Raw genomic sequence first — 20883 nt, forward strand, 5'->3', positions numbered from 1 at the left:
TTACAGTTTGGTTGGCCTGAGTCCGTCAGCTTATCCATACCCATTACAGGTAGGCAGAAAGCTTCCTCCTCAATCTCGCCCCGACTAAGACTTGCGCTTACACTTGTCACTACGCTCTGGGGTTCGATGGCGTTCCAGAGGTGGGGGTAAAACAGTTGCAGGAACTCTGGAAAGAAGGTGGATAGCAGTTCTTTGAATAGGCGATCGCGATCGATCGTGGGGGATTGAGTTAGGGTTGAATTGTGTTATACAGTATCATTTTTGTAGGGATGGGGGAATTAGTTTGTTATCAATTGTTTTTATCTAGAAGAGCGGAAATTGTTTATTTGATTGGGGTGGTGCGTTACCCCTGATATTGGATTGGATTGTCCCAGTGGGAATTGGCGGCGGGGGTAGGGCACCCTACGGGGTTTATTTCTGTAGGGTGGGTTTGAGTCTTTCTCCCCTGGGCGTAGGGAACCGTTGCCTTGCAATACAGGAGCGCCAATCGTTGCTTCTCGCATTGAGAGGGGTGAGACTGCTGGCTAACGATCGTGGAAGGCCGCCAAATATTGGAGATGGGTGGGGGTTTCTCTTGGCGATCGCTTATGCTTTCTCTTAACTCACTTTAAATAGTCGGGTCTGAGGAGAAGCGATCGCGGATTTATTCCCTGTCGAAGCCCACTTCTGCCAAAGCGCGATCGAGGGAGTTTCTGATATGGAGATAGCTCGCCCAATCGCGCAAGTAACCAAAGTCTAACTCGTCATTTTTTACCTTAATTATCCACAAGATATCGTCCCATAGTTGCCGCTCTTGCTCCTGGGTAGCGCGATACCGTTTAAGTTTAGCTAGCACCACATCTTCTAGGGCGGGAAACCGCAGCGATCGCTGAGGATTAATGGCAACCGCCTTATGAATATGTCGGCTAAACATAGATTGAGAAAAGCGGTCATCTTTGAGGAGTAAAATTTGGATTTTACTGCCTGTTGCGGGATGGAATAAAGTAAAATCAGACTGAGAAGCGATCGCATTGCGGGCGGCGGCCTGATTCACCTGAAATTTCGGGGTAACTCGATGCACAAATTCCGGAAGTTTTTCTAGGCGTAAATCGGCGATAAATTCTATTTTAGCAGTTTTCAGGTATTCGCGCCAAATGGAGCTAGCTAATTCGCTACTGGCGACATAGGGAATCACCAGTTCTTCAAAAATCTCTGCCACATCTAGGGCGAGGTCGAGGGGATTGGTAGAACTCAAGGGTTACAGATTCTCCAACGCTACAATATCGGCCACCGAGAATAATTGTAAAGCGTCAGGGGAGAATTTGGCCAGAGCGATCGCGCCATTGTGGTGGTGGGGGGAGGCGAGGGGTGCCCTTTCCCGAGGACCCCCGGTGGAGGAGAAGCCCTATCCCCTCCCGGGGGACAGAACCGGTGCGGGGGGAAGCGATCGCCTCGAGACATTCTGCAGCAGCGATCGCGATCGGGGAAAAATTTAATACAAATTTTAACTTTTGGCCCAGAGTCAGGCTGACGGTGCGGGAATACGGCGATCGCGACAAAATCTTTCGGAAATTCTTCATCTTAACCCCCTGTTGCACCCGGTTTCACTTAGGTAGAATAGAACACACTGGAGGCAAAAGACGCCAAAAAAAAATCCCAGCTCCAGGCAAAATCGGCGAATATTTTGTATTATAGAAAATAGCAATCCAAGAAAAGAGATTTTCAGGGGGTTTATCGCCGTCGAGGCCACTCATCTGTTCCTTATGATAGATGAATGACCGAGACCGGGTTGCAGAAACAGCAGCAATCGCTTTTACTCGATTGTGTACTGGCATACAAATCTCAAGCCATTGGCAACAGACACCGACTGCACCAGTCATCTGAGAGCCTACTGGAAAAATCGGTTAGAGACGCTCTAACCCCTCTATCATGTGGTAGTCAAAACATAGGAAAAAACATGAACCTCAAAGTCACGAATCCAGAAGAACTCGAACAACTCATCGGACGAGTGAAAGCGGCGCAAGAAGAATATGCGAACTACAGCCAAGAACAAGTAGACCAAATTTTCAAGAAAGCCGCACTCGCCGCCAACGCCGCCAGAATACCCCTAGCCAAGATAGCGGTAAGCGAAACCGGGATGGGGATCGTAGAAGACAAAGTGATTAAAAACCACTTTGCCTCCGAAATCATCTACAACAAATACAAAAGCGAAAAAACCTGCGGCATCATCGAAGAAGACAAATCCTTTGGCTTCCAGAAAGTAGCCGAACCGGTGGGAATTCTTGCCGGGATCGTCCCCACCACCAACCCCACCTCCACGGCAGTTTTCAAAGCCCTGTTGGCGCTAAAAACCCGCAACGGGATTATCTTTTCCCCCCATCCCCGGGCGAAAGAATGCACCAAAGAAGCCGCCCGCGTGGTACTCGAAGCTGCAGTGGAAGCCGGCGCACCGGAAGGGATTATCGGCTGGATCGACGAACCCAGCGTGCCCTTGTCGCAACAATTGATGCAGCACAAAGACATCAAACTAATCCTAGCCACCGGCGGACCGGGAATGGTGAAAGCGGCGTATTCTTCCGGACATCCCTCTCTCGGTGTGGGTGCGGGGAACACCCCAGCAGTCATCGACCAAACGGCACATCTGAAAATGGCCGTCTCCTCGATTATCCTGAGCAAGACCTTCGACAACGGGATGATCTGCGCCTCCGAGCAATCGGTGATAGTGGTCGATGAGGTGTACGATCGCGTGCGACAAGAATTTCTCGATCGCGGAGCTTACATCCTCTCGCCGGAAGAACGGGAAAAACTGGCCAGCAAAGTCATCATCAACGGACGTTTAAATGCCGAAATCGTGGGTCAGTCCGTACAAAAACTGGCACAATTGGCGGGAATTGAAATTCCCGAAAGCACCCGGGTTCTGATTGGCGAAGTGGATGCGATCGGACAAGAAGAGCCATTGTCCTACGAAAAACTCTCTCCGATTTTGGCCATGTACCGCGCCAAAGACTTCTCCGAAGCGGTAGACAAAGCCGATCGCCTGATTGAATTTGGCGGGCGCGGACATACCGCCGTCCTTTATACCGCTCCCCACAATAGCGAACACATCCACCAATTTGAAGCCCGGATGGAAGCGGGGCGCGTGTTGATTAACACCCCCTCCTCCCAAGGTGCGATCGGCGACCTGTACAACTTCCGCTTAGACCCCTCCCTCACCTTGGGTTGCGGCACCTGGGGAGGCAACTCGATCAGCGAAAACGTCGGTCCGCAGCACTTGCTCAACGTCAAAACCATCTCGGAACGGCGCGAGAACATGCTCTGGTTCCGGATCCCGCCGAAAGTTTACTTCAAATACGGATCCTTGCCGATCGCCATGCGCGAGTTAGCCGGCAAACAACGGGCCTTTATCGTCACCGACAAACCCCTATACGAGTTAGGCGTCACCAGCACTCTGGAAGAAGTCCTCGACGAAATCGAGGTCAAATACGATATTTTCTTCGATGTAGAGCCAGACCCCTCCCTGACCACGGTCAATAAAGGACTGGCGCAGATGAACAGCTTCCAACCCGACGTGATTATCGCCGTGGGAGGCGGGTCTCCAATGGATGCGGCGAAAGTCATGTGGCTGATGTACGAACATCCCGAAATCGATTTTGAAGGCTTCGCCACCCGCTTCATGGACATCCGCAAACGGGTTTACGAATTGCCCCCATTGGGCGAAAAAGCCATGATGGTGGCCATTCCCACCACCTCCGGCACCGGTTCGGAAGTGACCCCCTTCGCCGTGGTCACCGACGATCGCACCGGCATTAAGTACCCCTTGGCTGACTACGCCCTCACCCCCAATATGGCGATCGTGGACCCCGAGTTGGTCCTCAATATGCCCAAGAAACTCACCGCTTACGGCGGTTTGGATGCCCTGACTCACGCCCTGGAAGCTTACGTCTCCGTCTGTGCGTCCGAATATACCAACGGCTTGGCCTTAGAAGCCATTCGCCTGCTGTTCAAATATCTGCCCTCGGCGTATAAGAACGGCGCGAACGACCCGAAAGCCCGGGAAAAAGTCCATTACGCCGCCACAATGGCCGGGATGGCCTTTGCCAACGCCTTCTTGGGCGTCTGCCACTCTCTGGCACACAAACTCGGCTCTACCTTCCACGTGCCCCACGGCTTGGCCAATGCCCTGATGATTTCTCACGTCATCCGCTACAATGCCACGGATACGCCATTTAAGCAAGCGATTTTCCCGCAGTATAAGTATCCGAATGCCAAGTGGCGCTACGCTCGCATCGCCGATTATCTCCACCTCGGCGGCGAAACCGAAGATGAGAAGGTCGAGAACCTGGTAGAGGCGATCGACAATCTGAAGCGCGAGTTAGAAGTTCCCATGAGCCTGAAAGAAGTGCTCTCCGATGAGGATAAAGCCTTCTACGAACAAGTGGAAGAAATGGCGGAACAAGCGTTCGACGACCAATGCACCGGGGCAAACCCCCGCTATCCCTTGATTCGCGACCTCAAGGAACTCTACGTTTTGGCTTTTCGCGGTTGCCGCATCGATTCGGCATTGTATCATCAAGAGTCTCAAGAAGAGGTTCTCGCCGGCAACGGTTACGATACCGTCACCGATGAGGTTCAACCGGTCATCGCCGAGTCGCAACCCTCGTAATTTGTATCCCTAGCCTCCCCCGCCACTCGGGGTGAGGCGTCCGCACACCATAGCCCGCCCGCGCGGGCTTTTTTTGGTGCGCCTCCGGTATGGATTGCGATCGCTTCTGGGGAAGGAGAGGCGCTATGGGCTATGTACCGCCTACCGCCAGACTTATAGGACAAGTCTCTCCTAGGATGCTCTCGGGTGGAACCTACCGCACTTTTGGCTCGCTCCGCACCCACTCTGTGGTGGGCATTGCCTACCCTACAATACTGTGTGGTGGGCATTGCCCACCCTACAATACTGTGTGGTGGGCATTGCCTACCCTACAATACTCGGCATCAACTGTGTGATGGGCATTGCCTACCCTACAATACTCGGCACTAACTGTGTGGTAGGCATTGCCTACCCTACAATACTCGGCACTACAATACTAACTGTAGGGTGGGCATTGCCCACCCTACAATACTTTCGGCTCTCTCCGCACCCACTCTGTGGTGGGCATTGCTACAATACTGCTTGTCAGTGGGTGACACTGCTTTGTAATTAAGGTTTACCTGCATCATTCTGACGGAAAAACGATATAATATCTCTGAGTTGGAAATCGCCACGGTGGGGGTGGGGTGAACTGAGGAATTAACCGGACAAGTGGGAGGGTCGATTGCCCTGGATCGATGCGATCGCTGCAATTTTTTGGGTCGCTAGACTTGACAAATGAGATTTTTTGTGGTAATAAGGCGGAGAAAAATTTAACGGGCAGGATAGCGATCGCCATCGGTTGAATGGGTAAATTGTACGGAAAGGCTCGATTTATGTTATCCTACTCAACATCATCTTCAAAAAGTCTGCCAAAAGAAAGATGCCAAAGTTCACAAACTGTGCTAGCCAGCTAGAGGTTGAGTTCTTGTTTCGCAAGGGACTGCAACTGAGTGCGGCAGGAAATTATGCAGATGCGATCGCCAGTTACGATCGCGCCTCTCGCTTAAAACCCGACGAAGACGAAATCTGGTACTGTCGCGGAAATGCTCTGTACAATCTGGGGCACTACAATATGGCGATCGCCAGCTACGACGAAGCCCTCGAATGGAATCCCGGATTTTACCAAGCGTTGAACAATCGTGGCAATGCTCTGGACGACATCGGTTGCCACGAAGAGGCTGTCGCCAGCTATGACAAAGCCCTGCGACTGCATCCGGATCGCTACCGCACCTGGAACAATCGCGGGATAGCACTGGTGAATTTGGGGGACTACGAAGGCGCGATCGCCAGTTACGACAGAGCGCTGGAATTCAACCCCGACTACTCCCGCGCCTGGTATCATCGGGGTCTGGCATTCAAAAATTTGGGCCTGACTGACAAAACTCTCGCCTGTTACGACAAAGCGATCGCCGTGCAACCGGATTTTTACGAAGTGTGGAACAATCGTGGCAACACATTGTTCCTGATGCAGCGCTATGATGAAGCAATCTTCAGCTACGATCGCGCCGTGGAAGCTTCCCCCAACTATCACTGGGGATGGTACAATCGCGGTATCGTCTTGCAAGAGCTAAACCGCAATGAAGAGGCGATCGTTAGTCTGGACAAAGCCTTAGCCCTTGACGCCAGCAACGCCGAAGCTTGGTACTATCGCGCTTTGGCTTTAGAATGTCTCGGCTGTTCCCGCAGCGCCGAAGCCAATTACAATCAAGCCTTTGAGCTAAAACCCGACCTCGACATTTCCTCAAAACCCGTTTAATCGATCGCAGACGCACAGAAATCCGGGATTTTCCGCAAAATCCCGCCATCTTCCCAGAATTTTCTATGGCTAATTTTCTAAATACAAGCCCCGCACCCTAAAAGAGTCGGGCTAAAAATGCGAACCAAGCTGCTCCAACGCGAGCTAATTACTTCATTTTTCACCTCGTTTGTACCTCGTTTCCAGCATGAGCTGGAAACGAGGTACAGGAGGCTACGCTTTTCCCGAACAAAAGAATTTTTCCCCTATTTATCTCGGGTTTCTCATTGACTTTTTATTATTGTTTTTTTTATGGCTCGCACCGGTTACACCTTACCCGTTTTTGCCGTCGCAGCGGCTAAAGCAGCATTAATTCATGTAATAGAAAAAAGCGACAATCTAAATGCGATCGCCGTTGATTTAATCTCCGAAACTGCCGAAATTCCGATTCACCAACTGGCCCGATTGGAGAGCAATTCTGCCTTGGGCATTACCCTCAGCGACCCCGGGGACAATCTGGATTTAACGCGCGATACCCCGATTTGGGCTTGGGTGAAACTAGCCCCGCGAGAAAAACAGCCGTTAGTGTTAGAAGGCGGCGAAGGATTGGGGAAAAGCAGCACTGGAAAAGCGGCGATTTATAAATTTGCCCGCCAGTTATTTGACGCCAATTTATTGCCCCTGATTCCGGAAGATAAAACGGCGATCGCGCGGATTATTTTACCCCAAGGGCGACAATTAGCCAAACGCACCTCCAACGAAGCCTTTGGGATTTTAGAAGGATTGGCATTGTTAGGAACCAGCGGCATTTCTCAACCGCTTTCCGCAGCAGATCATTTAGAAGAATTTCGCCACCAATTGCAAGAAACCGTGCAACACTCCGCCGATTTGGTGTTTTGTTTGGGCAACAACGGATTGCAAGTCGCCAATCGGCTACAGCTTCCCGAAACTGCGATCGTGCAAACCGGAAATTGGATTGGGGCGCTGCTAGTAGAAGCGGGATTGCGCGGCGCAAAATCAGTGTTATTAGTGGGATATCAAGGGAAACTGATTAAATTAGCCGGCGGAATTTTCAACACCTCCAGCCATATTGCCGATGCTAAATTAGAAATTCTCAGTGCGGCGGCGGTGAGTGTAGGAGCCGATATTCCCACCCTGCAAGCGGTGTTAAATGCCCCCAGTGCCGATCGCGCTTATCACGAATTGGTCAAACGCGGATTCGCCGACCCCGTATTTGCCCAGTTAGCGGAAAAAATTAGTGAAAATGCCCAGCAATACCTGCGGAAATATGGCGATCGTACCTTAGAAATTGGCACCGTTTTATTCGATCGCCGAGGCAAAATTATCGCCCAAAATGCCACCGCCAAACAGTTGCAAGAGCGGATGAAAACCCCTCCCCCGCATCCCAGCTAAATCCCCCGGGCTTTGAATTGTATGTTGTTATCACTTATACTCAATATTCTGCCTTACATATAAGCCATTGTTTGCCCCCAAGGCTTTGTAAATTAAGTCCGCGTAGGCAGACATTGCCTTTGCCTCGGCGATTTCAATCCCCCGCTTTTTATGGGGTTTGATGAGAAGCGGTGCGTCACCCCCGCCATTGGTGGATATGCGCGATCGGGTGGCGGGGTTGACGCACCCTATGTCCTCCACCAAAGGACAAATGACCAATGACCAATAACCCGACGGTGCGCCACCACGATTTATTCCTCTCTCAAGCGCGGTTCTAGTTGCGGTTCATCGCCTATGTCTGGGTGGATTTCCCGTTGCATTGCCTCTTCTAACCGTTGTAAATCTAAAGGAGACAATTCCATGATAATTTCTCGCTCTTCGGGGGTAAAAGAGTCGGGAGTTTGGGAAAAACATTGGACATAATTGTACAATAATTTTAAGGCAGGCAATCGAAAGGGATGGTCGTTGGGTAATTGAGTCAAGTCTTTCAAGGCTTGTCCTTGGACTTTGCTTTGTCCGAGAAGTCTCAGCCAAAGGGTTTCCTGGGTGCGCGGGAGTTGGTGAATCGCGGCGATCGCGGTTTTAAATCCTGAGGGAAGGAAATAAATCCCGGCGCTCCAATTTTCTCGGTTTTCTGTGGCTCCAAATCGCCTTAAGAGGGCGGCTGAAGCGGTGGGCGTCAGAATCCACAAGTGAGGGAATTCGGACTCAGGGACTCGGGTATGGCTGCGGTTGGCTTGTCGGTTGAATTCAGCATAAAATTCAAAAGCGGTAACAATGCACTGGCGAACTTCTCCATCGGATATGGAATGGAGAAAGACTGCAAAAATTGTAGATTTTGCGGCCATTTTTCCCAAGGTTCCTAAAGAATTGAGAGGCATGGGGGAGGGGCCATTCGGGGAAAAGAAAACCTGAAGAGGTCTGGGGTCGGGGATGAGTTCTTGCCGAATGTTGATGGTTCCATATTTATGGAGTAGCTCTGTGAAATATTGTTTGTGAAAGGGCTGGTGGGCAAAATGTTTCATGGAAAGTTATAGTGAGGGTGGATTAAAATGGTATTTTATCTTGCGTGTTGATAGGGAATATGGGGGGAATACTTGTGGCATAGAAGAGCGCGCAAATGAACTCAATCCGGTGTCGAATCGCAGCCGGATTTTGACCGCCCGCCCAGAGGGTGGTGTTGGCGGGGGATCAGCCCCTTCGTTGAAGGTAAGCCCCTTTTGTGCGATGTTTCCCCTATCTGGAGCGCCGAAGGCTTCATCGGCTGGTGGCGCTTGGGTCTTGTATTGCATTCCCCACCCCAAAAAATGTATGATGCGATATGACAATCAAACGGGGGGCGCACATGGGCGTATCCAGGGTGAATCTGAGACGGGAAAGGATTGTGACAGTTGTTTACCGATGGTGCGTTGCCCCTGTAGTGCGATCGCAAGGGTGTTTCTCCAAATTACCCGCTTTGTTGTTCGTAGAGGAGTTAGAATGAATGATTAATCTGCCCAATGTTCGAGCGCTGGTTATCGGACATCCCGACCTCGCTCGCCATTTGTCCCCCCAGAGTCCTCGCAATATGAGTCAAATATTTGCTGATTTTGTCGAAGAAATGCCCCCCTGCACGGAATACTTAATTCTCGCCTGTTCCCCCAGTTCCCTGCCCCTGAAGCAGCGATGGCGTACCAATGGGCTTTCCGCAGATTTTCTCGCCGACTACGTAATGACGTTCTTTCCCGGGGGCGATGAAGAAGATTTGCGGATTGAAAAACCCGAGGAGATTCGCTCATCAATTAGCTACATCGTGAATGAGTTATTAGAAAATGCGATGAAATTTAGTGATGAGTCCTCTCCCTATCCGATTACCGTTCAAGTTTATTTATACCCCGAAACCATTGCGATTATCACCCATCACGGCATCACCCGCCAACAACGAGCAACATTAGAGGCGTTTATCGAGAATTTGCAGAAGTCAGATCCGGCAGAATTGTATTTCCAGCAGTTGGAGAAAAATGCCTTAGAAGACAGTAGCGATTCGGGGTTAGGCTACTTGACGATTCTTAACGATTATAATACGAAACTCGGTTGGAAATTGGAAACCATTACCGAACCCACAGAAGCGATCGCCCTGACCACAATGGTACAATTGTCTGTATTGCGAGACCAACATACTGTCTGGTGAATTTCCCGGATTACCCCCTAAAATCTCACAAGTGGACTGACTTTTGCTCCCTAGAGGGAGTATAGAGGCCATCGCCTATATACTGCTTTTCATACTTGGTTAGAGATGCGTCCGAACCCCGCTTTTGTAGAGATGTGGATTTATCGCGTCTTTCAGGGGACTGGGGGGCACCAACCGAGAAAGTAGGGTGGACAACGGGTTGCCTACCCTATCCGTGAGTTAAGTGCGTCAGTCTTGCTATGCATTATGTAACAGAGACAACCTCAACAACCGGATGGAGGAGCGCCACCGATTGGCAATGGAGAAAAATATATCATGCAGCCATTTAGGGAAATCGAAAACCCGGTTTTGGGAAAAACCGGGCTAAGAAAGTGCCAGAGAAAAGGTTAGCTGTTGCCACGCACTAATTTAATTCACAGAATTTGCGTTCGCGATCGGAATCCGGTTCTTGCCAAGAATAGGCAAAATGGCTCACCGAATTAATCCGAGAAGAATAGCGACGCAGGGCATACATTTGGTCTTCCAAAGACGGACGATTGGTCACCTCTTGATTCCAATCTCCAGCCAAAGCCGGAATCACCTGAGTCCCTTCTGGAGCCATCTGCAAAACCCGTTCGATTTGCTCCATAATGCAGGCGGTTTTACCACAATTAGCATAAGCCATTGGATGCCACTGCATTGAGCTTGGGAAGCGATCCCAGGGTTGCAGTCGAGAATCGAAGCCCCCCTCACCCACGGGACGATTGCCCCCGGGGAAAAACACCGCGCCGCCGGGAATATTTTGCTCCTGGACGCGATCGTAAGCCAAAGTCAGAAAATCGATAATTCCCTGCACCGCGTGAGCCACGCTCAGATACCACAATTGCCACTGCATTTCCGGAAGGCGTTCCGAGGGAGTGCCCAAACTCTTAGAAGAAGACACGGTGCGACCTTGCCAGAGCGCCTGTGCTTCGTCCGGATAGAGATTATCCACCGCTTCAATATCCTCAGCGGTAATGTATCCTTGGGTGACATAGCGGCGGATCAAATCGCGACCCTTTTCGTTGAGACCGCGTTGGAAGAGGGTTTGCTGAGACGCTTCGCTGTAGATCCACAAATCGAACGGTTTAGTAACCACCGACGCCGTACCGACCCCGCGCAGGTAACGCACGTAGTCAAACAACATGCCATCCGGTTGGCGCTTGAGGAGTTCATCCACCATCGTGGCGTAATCCCGGCGAGCGATCGGGCTGTAGGGGTCTACAAACACGTGATTGGCGTGACTCGCCCCCACATCGTGCAAGCCGGCATCTTGATTCACCGTCAGGGTGGTTTCCCCCTCACCATTGCGCGCCAAAGCCGCTTGTCGGTCGGGTAATTGGGCGTAGGTATAGCCAAAATTCATGGTAAATAGCCATGCATAGACCTCTAGACCCCGATCGCGACCTTTAGCGATCGCCTCCGCCAACAAGTCCACGGTTTCATACCCCGGGATGCGAAGTACCGAAGGCCACGCCGTGGGATTCTCAGCTTGGGGAAGCAGCACTCGGCCATCGTAAAACACTTCCACATACACTTGGTTGTAGCCCTTATTCACAATTTTATCCATCAGGGCCTCCAACGCGCCCGGTTGGGCGTCGCAGGGATATAGGCGCAACCAGAGAGCTTGATTTTGCGGCCAAGTGCTGCTGCGGCACTCCTGTAAGCGAGTTGCTTCCCGTTCCAGAAAAGCCTGATAGCGGTCTTGTGCCTGGGAGTCGCCGGATAAAGCGGCTTGGCGCAAGGATTCTTTTTCTGCGATTTCCCCGGGAGAAGCCAAACAGGATCCCTGGACCTGAGCGCCAGCGGGTAGGCTCCACAGGGGGAAACTGGCGATCGCGGTGAAAGCGCTAGCCAGTAAAGCGCGAGATAAATGCTGCCAGTGAAGGGTCATTGCTCTTTGAAGTTGAAAACAATCGATCGGACCGATAGACATGCGGTTCGAGTACAAAACGCCATTTGAGTAAACGACACACTCTTCATCCCTGGGCCTGGTTTTCCGATGGAATGGCGGGCACTCAACCTTCGGAATCTGCTGAGGGTGAAACTGACAGGGGGTCTCGGCGATCGCCCGGGAGAGAACAGACCAAGCCACAGAAAACCGCAAATCATCTCTAATTGAATCGCCGATTTTCCGCCCGATGCACAAGCACTCCAATGGTCTGGAATGGCGAGCGAGCGTGACGACATCCCTACAGGGTGCCAGTTTCATTGCCCTTGCATCCCAGCTTGAAGAAAATACATCTTGAGTTTAATATTCCCCAAATGGGGAAGCCGCGCGATCGCGCCAAAAAATCTCCTCCGGAGAAATACCTGCCCTCAGAGACACCCGGGGCAATCGCACCCCACCCAGGGGCGATCGCCGGAAAAAAGCTCCTCATGCAGGCAGCGCGCCTAGGCCCCTCGCTTCAGCGCCGATTCTACCTGCCGGAATTCCTGTTCTAGCCGATTTTTTAACTTTTCGGGGATCGGACGGTTCGGATAAGAATTGTAATGTCCGGCGAGATTGTTCAACGCGGTTTGCATGGTGGTAAATGACGGCAGCTTAGACACGGAAGAATCGCGCCGATAGCGGGCAAAAAATTCGTTAATCTTCTGACGCGCATCTGCCTGGGCTTCTGCCTTGGTGGGTGCATCTTCTGGCAATTCAATCGCCGTTCGCAAGCTATTGACCAGCGCCAGGGTGTCCTGGGAATAGTTGCCGCTGAGGCTTCCGGCACCAGAACAGCCCACTAAGGCGATCGCCAGTACCAAAACTAACGCGAACAAACGAGATAAAAAGCGCTTTATCGAGATCATATGAACCAAATCCTGACATCAAAATTACCGTTTATCCTATCTTGGATTCGATCCCGGCGCGCGATCGCCAAAAAATATTTTTCGGAGGCGATCGAGGGGTCTGTACCCCGCCATCCGGCACAGATGCCAGCACTCATCCGCCTTTCGCTTCCACTCACCCCCCGGGGAAAGTCCCCGCCTCTGCCACGACCGAACCCCAGATATCCCCCCTCCATCCCGCGATTCTTGGAGTACGATCGAAAAACTAAAACATCTCTCTATCCTACCTCTATCAGGTGGAATTCAAATAAATCATTGGAGGATTTGGAGGGGGATGTTATTATTGCAAAGAAATCACAAGCGTTTATGGTGAATGAGTATGGCACAAGCACCTGTGTCTCCAGTGGTGCTAGTCATTTTAGACGGTTGGGGCTATCGTGAATCAACCGACGGAAATGCCATTGCCGCTGCCAAAACTCCCGTGATGGACAGCCTTTGGGCCGCCTATCCCCACACGACCATCCGCACCTCCGGTAAAGCCGTGGGACTCCCGGAAGGTCAAATGGGCAATTCTGAAGTCGGCCACATGAATATCGGCGCGGGACGAATCGTCAAACAAGAACTATTGCGGATTACTGATGCCGTAGAAGATGGTTCTTTGTTGGAAAACCCCGCTCTGGTAAAGGTCTGCCAGGAGGTGAAAGCCAATGGCGGCAAACTCCATTTGATGGGTCTTTGCTCTGAAGGTGGCGTCCATTCGCATTTGAGCCATTTAATTGGATTGCTCAAACTGGGAAAAGCACAAGGCATTTCAGAGGTTTGCATTCACGCAATTACCGACGGTCGGGATACTTCACCCACTGAAGGCGTCGAAGCCATCGGCAAAATCGAAGCGGCAACTCGCGAGATCGGTGTGGGACAAATTGTCACGATTAGCGGTCGGTACTACGCGATGGACCGCGATCGCCGCTGGGATCGCGTACAAAAAGCATATGACGTGATGACGCAAAATGGCGAAGGAGATGGTCGCAGTGCCACGCAGATTCTCCAGGATTCCTATGCCCAAGACATCACGGATGAGTTTATTCTCCCGATTCGGGTGGGACCGGGAGCGATCGAAGCCGACGATGGGGCGATTTTCTTTAATTTCCGTCCCGATCGCGCCAGACAGCTAACTCACGCTTTCGTCAGTCCGCAGTTTGACAGCTTCCCTCGCGATCGCATCGAACCGCTCTCCTGGGCTACTTTTACTCAGTATGACCCGGAATTGCCGGTATTGGTGGCGTTTGAACCGCAAAACCTGAATAATATCCTCGGCGAGGTCATCGCCCAACGGGGTCTGCGTCAGTTTCGCACCGCCGAAACGGAAAAGTACGCTCACGTGACCTATTTCTTTAATGGTGGCTTAGAGGAACCATTTGAAGGAGAAGACCGCGAGTTGATCCCCTCTCCTATGGTGGCCACTTATGACAAAGCACCGGAAATGTCCGCAGAAGAAGTTACGGATGTGGCGATCGCTGCTTTTGAAAAACGCCTGTACTCTATGGTGGTTATCAATTACGCCAATCCCGATATGGTCGGCCATACGGGTAAAATTGACGCCTGCGTAACCGCGATCGAAACGGTCGATCGCTGTCTGGGTCGATTGTTGCAATCGATTTCTCAAGTCGGCGGCACCGCTATTATTATCGCCGATCACGGCAACGCCGAGTACCTGCGCGACGAACAAGGCAACCCCTGGACCGCCCATACCACTAATCCCGTGCCTTTTATTCTGGTAGAAGGTGAAGGGGCAAAAATCCCCGGGCATGGTACGGAAGTGACTCTGCGATCGGATGGTTGCTTGGCAGATATCGCTCCGACTATCCTCGATATTTTGCAAATTCCCCAACCGTCTGAAATGACTGGTCGCTCTATGATCGTTTCCGCCGGCTTGAATGTGGAAAAGCTTCCCGAACCGGTGCGAATTCCTCTCTAGCAGCAATTTGCTGTAAAATCTCTTTCCTGTTGTCCAATGTCGTTTGTCTCTCGTTTTTGACAAATGACTGAGGACACTTGACTTTTGCACCTTTCCTCTGATTCGCAAACAATTCACTCAGGTTTTTCACAATGAAGCTTATCGATATCCTCGAAATTGCTTGGCTGATATCTGCCCTCAGCTTGATTGTTTTGGTCTTGCTCCATAGCCCTAAAGGAGATGGAATTGCTGGCATTGGCGGTCAAGCTCAGCTCTTTACCAGTGCCAAAAGTGCAGAAACCTCCCTCAACCGCATTACCTGGATCCTGACAATTCTGTTTATGGGTTTGACGGTGATTTTAAGCGCGGGATGGGTGGGATAAATTTCTCGAGCGGCAGGTCTGTTTTGACTTCAAACCACATTGACGCTCTTTGGTCAAATTTCTAACCCCGATTTCATCTCGAAATCGGGTTTTTAACTTGCTTCGCAACAACTCTCTCTTGACTTCTCCCCGGTCTAAAGACACGGGGATTCTTTATTAAGCAGTCCAGAAATGAACTCTTAAAGGCGTAGTCAAAGCGCCTCTACTTAGTTGACTCAAGTTAAGCTTGAGCCTTCCAGATACTTTTCTCAAAATATTTGCTGCACCGTTACAATCAGCATTCATTAAATAGCCAGCAGCAGATTGATACAAACCTCGTTTAATACGTTTTCCAGAGGGTTCCCCGTTTTCGGGTTTTTCACCGTAGATTGGGAGAAAGTCATTATCTAAAAACGACGCTTTCGAGGTATAAAATTCTTCAGTTTCTACAAATTGCAACCCATATAAATTGCAGAGTTGTTCAATTCTGTTTTTAATACGAGCCGTAGGAATTTGTAACAACAGACTTTTGATTATTTTTAGCCCCTAATTCAATGGATTGTTTTTGACCTTTATTCCACCCAAAAACCACTGTGCCAATTCCATGTTTAAGGCAATGGTTTATGATTAATCCTGCTGCTTTATTAACAGCATCCCGCATTTGGCGATTACGTTTTTCGGTGATAAGAGCTAACCTTTTAGACCAAAAGCCTTGGGGTTTATTTTCTTTGATTGCAGCAATTTGCTTGTTGTACCACTGATTTTTAGACTTGAGATTTTTCCCATCAATAATAAAACTTTTACCTTTGGTATCTACACAAGTTAACCAGTTATTCAAACCCTGGTCAATAGAAAGCGCTTGACCAGCGTCTAACTTAACTGACTGAGTTTTCATTTCATAGACAAACTCGGTGTAAAAATAATATTGGCAGCTATTTTATCAGAAGTTGCCACAGAAAAAGGTTGGCTAATTAAAGGGTTAGAAATAGCCCCGGACTATGTTCATGTATTGATTGGTAGAGCATGGGTCCGATGTAGCCATTCACAAAATAGTTAAAGCTTTAAAAGGCAGGTCATCGAGACTGTTGAGACTAGAATTTCCTGAGTTGTGCAAACTACCAAGCGTATGGACTCACAGTTATTTTTATGACACTACGGGGAAGGTGAGTACCGCTAAGATTTGGGAATACATTAACGACCCTCATCACGGCGGTTTCAACCGCCGTTCGCTTTTCCGCCCCGAACTAAAGTTACGGGGCTACCAAGCTCTCGTCTTTTCTCCGTGTAGGGTTTGCCCTACGCGAGGTTTTCACTCTCTCCCCCGCCTAGGGAAGCACCACGGTTCGCCCCCCAATGCGAAAGCGATCGCTTTTCGGAAACGGGTTAATTTGTCATTATTTTTTTTAGTAAAATCCTGGAAAACCTGGGGAAATTTTTGGGTTGCCATTAGTATATCACATTGGGGGCAATGCCAACTCTACAAGTCTGGTGGTGGCAAGAACTGGCGGTGGGCAATGCCCACCCTACTATATATATAACATATAGCAAGCCGCTTTTTTTTGTGAGGCAACCCTGCCCGATGGTAGTGGCACCGGAGGGAGTTTATTGCCCCTTTCTCGAAACCGATTTTGGGCTTACCCACCGCCGCAGAGGGGGCTGGTTTTTCGCAAACTCGAGCCGGGAAGGGATCGAGGGGTTGGGGGTTGCGATGGATCCCATGCAGGCAGAATGGGCGATCGCCCTCCTTGGCGGTTGGGGGCAATTTCACCCCCGGATTGGCAAACCGTTGGCAGTTTTGGGGTGGGAATCGAAAAGAATCTTTTGCCTACCCTGGGTAGCAACGAGAAATCTTGCCCCTCTCCCTGCCCATTTTAATCCGCCTAAATAATAATTGCAAAAAATTGAACCTGCGCTATAATAATTAACAACCCAAAAAGGAAATTGAAAGCTAAAACAGGGTGCATTTTTTTTCGCTTCAAACCGTCAAGTTTTTAAAAAATTCATCTAACGGATAAAAGACCCGAAACCCTTCCGGCCAGACTCAGGGAAGCGCGGGATCCCGGAAAAAATCACTGCAATTAACGACATAAAAGGCTCCCGGAATGTGAGAATAAGAGAGCGCCTAGAGATTGAGATGGCCAGAAAAGACCCTGGCACTCATCCAAGTTATGTAGGAAGGAGAACGGACAGATGCTCAAACGAATTGCCACCCTAGTGGTGTTAGTCGCGACATTGATGCTGACCAGTTGTGCTGTGTCAGCCACCAGCGGACTGAAAAGCCATGTGGATAGCTACCAAGGATATGAATTCCTCTATCCCAATGGCTGGGTGCCCGTGAAGGTAGAAGACGGTCCGGAGGTGGTGTACCACGACTTAATCGAAACCACCGAAAATGTAAGCGTAGTGGTGAATCCGGTTCCGGAGGGCAAAACCCTCAGCGACCTGGGCACCCCCACAGAAGTCGGCTACAAACTTTCCAAAAACGCGATCGCCCCTCCCGATTCCGGGCGCGAAGCGGAATTAGTCAACGCCGAAGCGCGAGAAAAAGGCTCGAAAACTTACTACGAACTAGAATATGCAGTGAAACTCCCCAACCAAGCGCGGCATAATTTAGCCAGCGTGGCGGTCAGTCGGGGCAAACTCTTTACCTTAAACCTCTCGACTCGCGAAGAGCGCTGGGGAAAGCTGCAAGGACAGTTTAAAACCGTGGTGGATAGTTTCTCAGTCTATTAGAGGATCGGTGTCGTTTTAGAGAAAGCAAACTTGAAACCGGGTTTTTGGCCGCAGTTGTTGCGAAGCAGGTCAATGGTTTGCGAAGACAGCCGGTTTCAAACCGCTACTGAACCGACGCCCTCGGACTTCTCGAACATCATCTACTCATCAGTCATCCCCAGGGATGACTGGTGAGGCGCACAGTGAGGTAATGAAAAACCACACTGTGTTACCCATCTGCGGAAAAATACAGAAACCTTCGCCAAGTAAACAGAATCAGGGATGACTATGGGTACACCTGCATTTGTATTAGGCTCAACTTCCCCCGCCCGCCTGCGTTTGTTGCAAAGCGCCGGCATCGAACCGATTGTTTGTCGCAGTGACTTTGATGAATCTCAAGTGCAGTTAACCGATGCGGTAGCGCTGGTGAATACCCTGGCGCAGCGAAAAGCAGAAACCGTGGTGGCCAAGTTTCGACAACCGGATCGATCGCCAGAGATAGATGCGGCGTCTTCGTCACCGGTGGTGGTACTCGGATGCGATTCGGTGTTGGCCCTAGAGGGGGAAATTCACGGCAAACCGGCCAATCCCTCAGAAGCGATCGCCCGCTGGCAGAAAATGCGCGGTTCGGTGGGCGAACTTTATACCGGCCATGCTTTACTCGACGTGGCCCGCGATCGCGCCGCCATCCGCTGCCAAATGACCCGGGTTTATTTCGCCAATATCAGCGATCGGCAAATTGAAGCCTACGTGGCCACCGGGGAACCCCTGCGTTGCGCCGGTTGCTTTGCCATTGATGGCCGAGGCGGCCTATTTGTGGAAAAATTAGAAGGGTGTCACACCAATGTGATTGGCCTCAGTCTCCCCCTGCTGCGGCAAATGCTGGGGGAACTCGGCTACGATGTCACTGACTTTTGGGCCTCGGATCCGCAGTGATGCTCGGGGCAACATCCCTCCTGCTTCTGAAGATTTCACGGTCAGCTTGAAACGAAACGCGACCTTGCGGGAGTGCCTGCGCGTTATTGCCACTGGGTTTGCCTTCCATAAGGATGACCTCCCGAAATCCCCTCTCTTGCTCCTGGCAATTTTGGCACTGAACGGATGAGCGATCGCTGGTTCGGGGGATCTGGGATTGGGAGGGGCGATCGCCTCTCCCAATCCCCCTGTCAATTCACCCTGATGCTGACTCGGATGCGGTATCCTCTGGGTCAGATCTGCCCCTTGAAATATCGCTCTTTTTGCTACTCTTCCTGCGAACCGGATATAATTTACCACTCGACCATTGCATACCCTTTGTTCCGCTGATTTCTCCCACGCGGGTCGTTGTTTTTCTGCATCGTGCCAAGGCGAGTCACCACATAATTAGAGAAGCGCCGGGACGTGCATCGCAGCAACATCCACTTACTCAAAACCCGCTGCACTTTTCTCTGAAATAAAATTTTCGGATTTAAGCGAATCGCCTGTTGCAATTTTTCTCCGGCTAGCTTAATTTTATCATCATCCGGCGTATGATTAATGCACAAACGGGCAAGATACTGATAGGTATTCGCCAAACTTTCCGGTTTCAGGTGTTGCAGCTCTTCTGGCGCATCATTAAAGGCGCGATCGATAACCAGCAAGCTGAATTTTTCCATCACATCTACCTTGGATGCCATTGAAGTGGCGGACTGACGGTAGAGAATTTGGTACTTTTTCACCAACGCAAAAGGCCATTTTGCCGCTACCCTCAGCCAATATTCCCAATCTTCAATCGATTTTAAATTGCGGTCGAATTTACCCACAGATTCAATCGCGGTTTTGCGAAGCATGACGTTTGAGCCAGAGGTAATGAAGTTACCCACCAACAGCTGAGGATAAATCTCTCCTTCAAACTCTACCGGATAATCCGGACTAAAGTTTTTTCCGTCGCTATCCATAAAGCTCGTCCAGCTATACGCCAGTCCCGCTTCTGGATGCTTTTGCAAGGCTGCCACTTGCAATTCTAGTTTATCCGGCGTCCACAAATCATCCGCATCGATAAAGGTAATAAATTCCCCCTGAGCGCGATCGATGCCGCGATTGCGCGCTTCTGGCAATCCGCCATTTTCATACGAGAACACTTTCATCCTCGGTTCGTCAATGGTATCGAGTACCTCTAAGGTATTGTCCGTAGAACCATCGTTAATCACAATCAATTCAAAATCCCTAAATGTTTGCTTTTGAATCGAACGAATGGTTTCTAAAATTGTATCGGAAACATTATAAGCTGGAACAACTACAGAAACTAATGGCATAATAAAATTTTCCTCTTCGTTAAGCACAAACCAATTTAACGTTATTCCCTACCCCTTAAACCTGGTTAAAGGCGATGTAAATTACCCAGTTCTATCGAGGGAAATGTAAAGCATAACCCCCCCCCGATATCCACTCGCGTTCTCATGGTTACTGGGTATTTATGCGAGTGGCTGGCTACCCATTACTGGGCTATGCTATAATGGTCGAACGTCATTCACAAACGAGGCCACCGCAGGATTGTAAGGTTCAATTTACCTTTCCTCGGTTTATCCAGTAATTCCAATGGTAAACATGGCTTGGGTTTAGGATATAACCAAGCCAATTAATCCGATAATATTATGAGTATCAATCAAAATTGGCTCGCCTACTGACCGATTGTCAAGGAGTCCGGGATATAACGTTTCACTATTATTATGTAATCACAATTGTAAAGCGCGAGGTTGCCAAATTGGCAATCCTTTACAATTCTTAAGAAAACGGCAGTGCGAGAACTCGTCGGCAGCGATCGCCACCCAAAATTAGCCCAAAGGAGGAGTGACATCGGAGGCGATCGCTATTTTTTGCTTCCCATTCCCGCTTCCCGATTGCTTCATTTGGGAAAATAAAGTCTTACCAAGCCCCTCCCTTTAGGGATGGGGTTCCTGACCTACCTTTTCCCCTATCTCTTATGCTACTAATCTACCACGACTGAATAATCAGCGCATCTTCCCGTTGACATAAACGAATCCCCATCCAACTTCTCTACCGAAAGAGGCGCTGGAGGGTACGGAGGAGGAAAAATGATACCAAGTCCGCCGCAGCGAACTTGGTAAAGATGAGGGT

The 20883-nt window shown here is 50.2% G+C and carries 18 protein-coding genes and 1 pseudogene; 10 read left to right on the top strand and 9 right to left on the bottom strand.

Going from position 1 to position 20883, the window contains the following annotated elements; translation table 11 throughout:
• Nucleotides 1–643 precede the first annotated feature (643 nt).
• The gene (locus AC0QH1_RS22460; RefSeq protein WP_324633582.1) at nt 644–1234 is read right to left on the bottom strand and encodes a hypothetical protein; all 591 of its coding nucleotides are present in this window, start codon (nt 1232–1234) and stop codon (nt 644–646) included.
• 55 nt (nt 1235–1289) lie between these two features.
• Nucleotides 1290–1559, bottom strand: a complete 270-nt coding sequence (locus AC0QH1_RS22465; RefSeq protein WP_324633583.1) for a hypothetical protein — start codon at nt 1557–1559, stop codon at nt 1290–1292.
• Nucleotides 1560–1936: 377 nt separating this feature from the next.
• Here AC0QH1_RS22465 and adhE point away from each other — a divergent pair, with 377 nt between their 5' ends.
• The 3 genes from adhE (at nt 1937) to cbiD (ending at nt 7751) form a co-directional block, all read left to right on the top strand.
• Complete coding sequence (adhE, locus tag AC0QH1_RS22470; RefSeq protein ID WP_324633584.1) at nt 1937–4642, top strand: bifunctional acetaldehyde-CoA/alcohol dehydrogenase; 2706 nt, start codon at nt 1937–1939, stop codon at nt 4640–4642.
• Between the two features lie 841 nt (nt 4643–5483).
• A complete protein-coding gene (locus AC0QH1_RS22475; protein WP_324633585.1) occupies nt 5484–6359 on the top strand; it encodes a tetratricopeptide repeat protein in 876 nt (291 codons plus the stop codon).
• Nucleotides 6360–6650: 291 nt separating this feature from the next.
• Nucleotides 6651–7751, top strand: a complete 1101-nt coding sequence (gene cbiD, locus AC0QH1_RS22480) for a cobalt-precorrin-5B (C(1))-methyltransferase CbiD (protein ID WP_324633586.1) — start codon at nt 6651–6653, stop codon at nt 7749–7751.
• 30 nt (nt 7752–7781) lie between these two features.
• Here cbiD and AC0QH1_RS22485 read toward each other — a convergent pair whose 3' ends face one another.
• Nucleotides 7782–7994, bottom strand: a complete 213-nt coding sequence (locus AC0QH1_RS22485) for a hypothetical protein (protein ID WP_324633588.1) — start codon at nt 7992–7994, stop codon at nt 7782–7784.
• Nucleotides 7995–8041: 47 nt separating this feature from the next.
• A complete protein-coding gene (locus AC0QH1_RS22490) occupies nt 8042–8815 on the bottom strand; it encodes a hypothetical protein (RefSeq protein ID WP_324633589.1) in 774 nt (257 codons plus the stop codon).
• Between the two features lie 458 nt (nt 8816–9273).
• On the opposite strand from AC0QH1_RS22490, the gene AC0QH1_RS22495 reads away from it, so the two are divergent.
• Entirely contained in the window at nt 9274–9960 is a 687-nt protein-coding gene (locus AC0QH1_RS22495) for a slr1658 family protein (protein ID WP_324633590.1), read from the top strand.
• A 403-nt stretch (nt 9961–10363) separates the two neighbouring features.
• On the opposite strand, the gene AC0QH1_RS22500 is transcribed toward AC0QH1_RS22495, so the two are convergent.
• Both AC0QH1_RS22500 and psb27 read right to left on the bottom strand, forming a co-directional pair.
• On the bottom strand, nt 10364–11872 hold the full coding sequence (locus AC0QH1_RS22500; protein WP_324633592.1) for a family 10 glycosylhydrolase: 1509 nt from the start codon (nt 11870–11872) through the stop codon (nt 10364–10366).
• Nucleotides 11873–12372: 500 nt separating this feature from the next.
• Nucleotides 12373–12768, bottom strand: coding sequence for a photosystem II protein Psb27 (gene psb27, locus AC0QH1_RS22505; protein ID WP_324633607.1), 396 nt, complete (start codon nt 12766–12768; stop codon nt 12373–12375).
• 367 nt (nt 12769–13135) lie between these two features.
• Here psb27 and gpmI point away from each other — a divergent pair, with 367 nt between their 5' ends.
• Together gpmI and secG are read left to right on the top strand one after the other, a co-directional pair.
• A complete protein-coding gene (gene gpmI, locus AC0QH1_RS22510) occupies nt 13136–14734 on the top strand; it encodes a 2,3-bisphosphoglycerate-independent phosphoglycerate mutase (RefSeq protein ID WP_324633593.1) in 1599 nt (532 codons plus the stop codon).
• 131 nt (nt 14735–14865) lie between these two features.
• Complete coding sequence (gene secG / locus AC0QH1_RS22515; RefSeq protein ID WP_324633594.1) at nt 14866–15096, top strand: preprotein translocase subunit SecG; 231 nt, start codon at nt 14866–14868, stop codon at nt 15094–15096.
• Between the two features lie 156 nt (nt 15097–15252).
• Here the strand turns inward: secG and AC0QH1_RS22520 are convergent, their stop codons facing one another.
• Both AC0QH1_RS22520 and AC0QH1_RS22525 read right to left on the bottom strand, forming a co-directional pair.
• Complete coding sequence (locus AC0QH1_RS22520) at nt 15253–15597, bottom strand: zinc ribbon domain-containing protein (protein WP_324633596.1); 345 nt, start codon at nt 15595–15597, stop codon at nt 15253–15255.
• Nucleotides 15569–15970 carry a transposase gene (locus AC0QH1_RS22525; RefSeq protein WP_324633597.1) on the bottom strand — a complete coding sequence of 134 codons (402 nt, stop codon included), beginning with the start codon at nt 15968–15970 and terminating at the stop codon, nt 15569–15571. The genes AC0QH1_RS22520 and AC0QH1_RS22525 overlap by 29 nt, the downstream gene beginning before the upstream one ends.
• Nucleotides 15971–16021: 51 nt before the next feature.
• On the opposite strand from AC0QH1_RS22525, the pseudogene tnpA reads away from it, so the two are divergent.
• From tnpA to AC0QH1_RS22540, 3 genes and pseudogenes are all read left to right on the top strand, one after another.
• A pseudogene (gene tnpA / locus AC0QH1_RS22530) lies at nt 16022–16286 on the top strand (IS200/IS605 family transposase); the annotation flags it as partial.
• A gap of 979 nt (nt 16287–17265) precedes the next feature.
• Nucleotides 17266–17808 carry a photosystem II reaction center PsbP gene (psbP, locus tag AC0QH1_RS22535; protein WP_324633598.1) on the top strand — a complete coding sequence of 181 codons (543 nt, stop codon included), beginning with the start codon at nt 17266–17268 and terminating at the stop codon, nt 17806–17808.
• 267 nt (nt 17809–18075) lie between these two features.
• On the top strand, nt 18076–18723 hold the full coding sequence (locus AC0QH1_RS22540) for a Maf family protein (protein WP_324633608.1): 648 nt from the start codon (nt 18076–18078) through the stop codon (nt 18721–18723).
• Between the two features lie 332 nt (nt 18724–19055).
• On the opposite strand, the gene AC0QH1_RS22545 is transcribed toward AC0QH1_RS22540, so the two are convergent.
• Nucleotides 19056–20060, bottom strand: a complete 1005-nt coding sequence (locus AC0QH1_RS22545) for a glycosyltransferase family 2 protein (RefSeq protein ID WP_324633599.1) — start codon at nt 20058–20060, stop codon at nt 19056–19058.
• Nucleotides 20061–20543: 483 nt separating this feature from the next.
• Here AC0QH1_RS22545 and AC0QH1_RS22550 point away from each other — a divergent pair, with 483 nt between their 5' ends.
• Nucleotides 20544–20666 carry a hypothetical protein gene (locus AC0QH1_RS22550; protein WP_324633600.1) on the top strand — a complete coding sequence of 41 codons (123 nt, stop codon included), beginning with the start codon at nt 20544–20546 and terminating at the stop codon, nt 20664–20666.
• Nucleotides 20667–20883 lie beyond the last annotated feature (217 nt).

It is taken from the genome of Phormidium sp. CCY1219 (assembly GCF_055795085.1).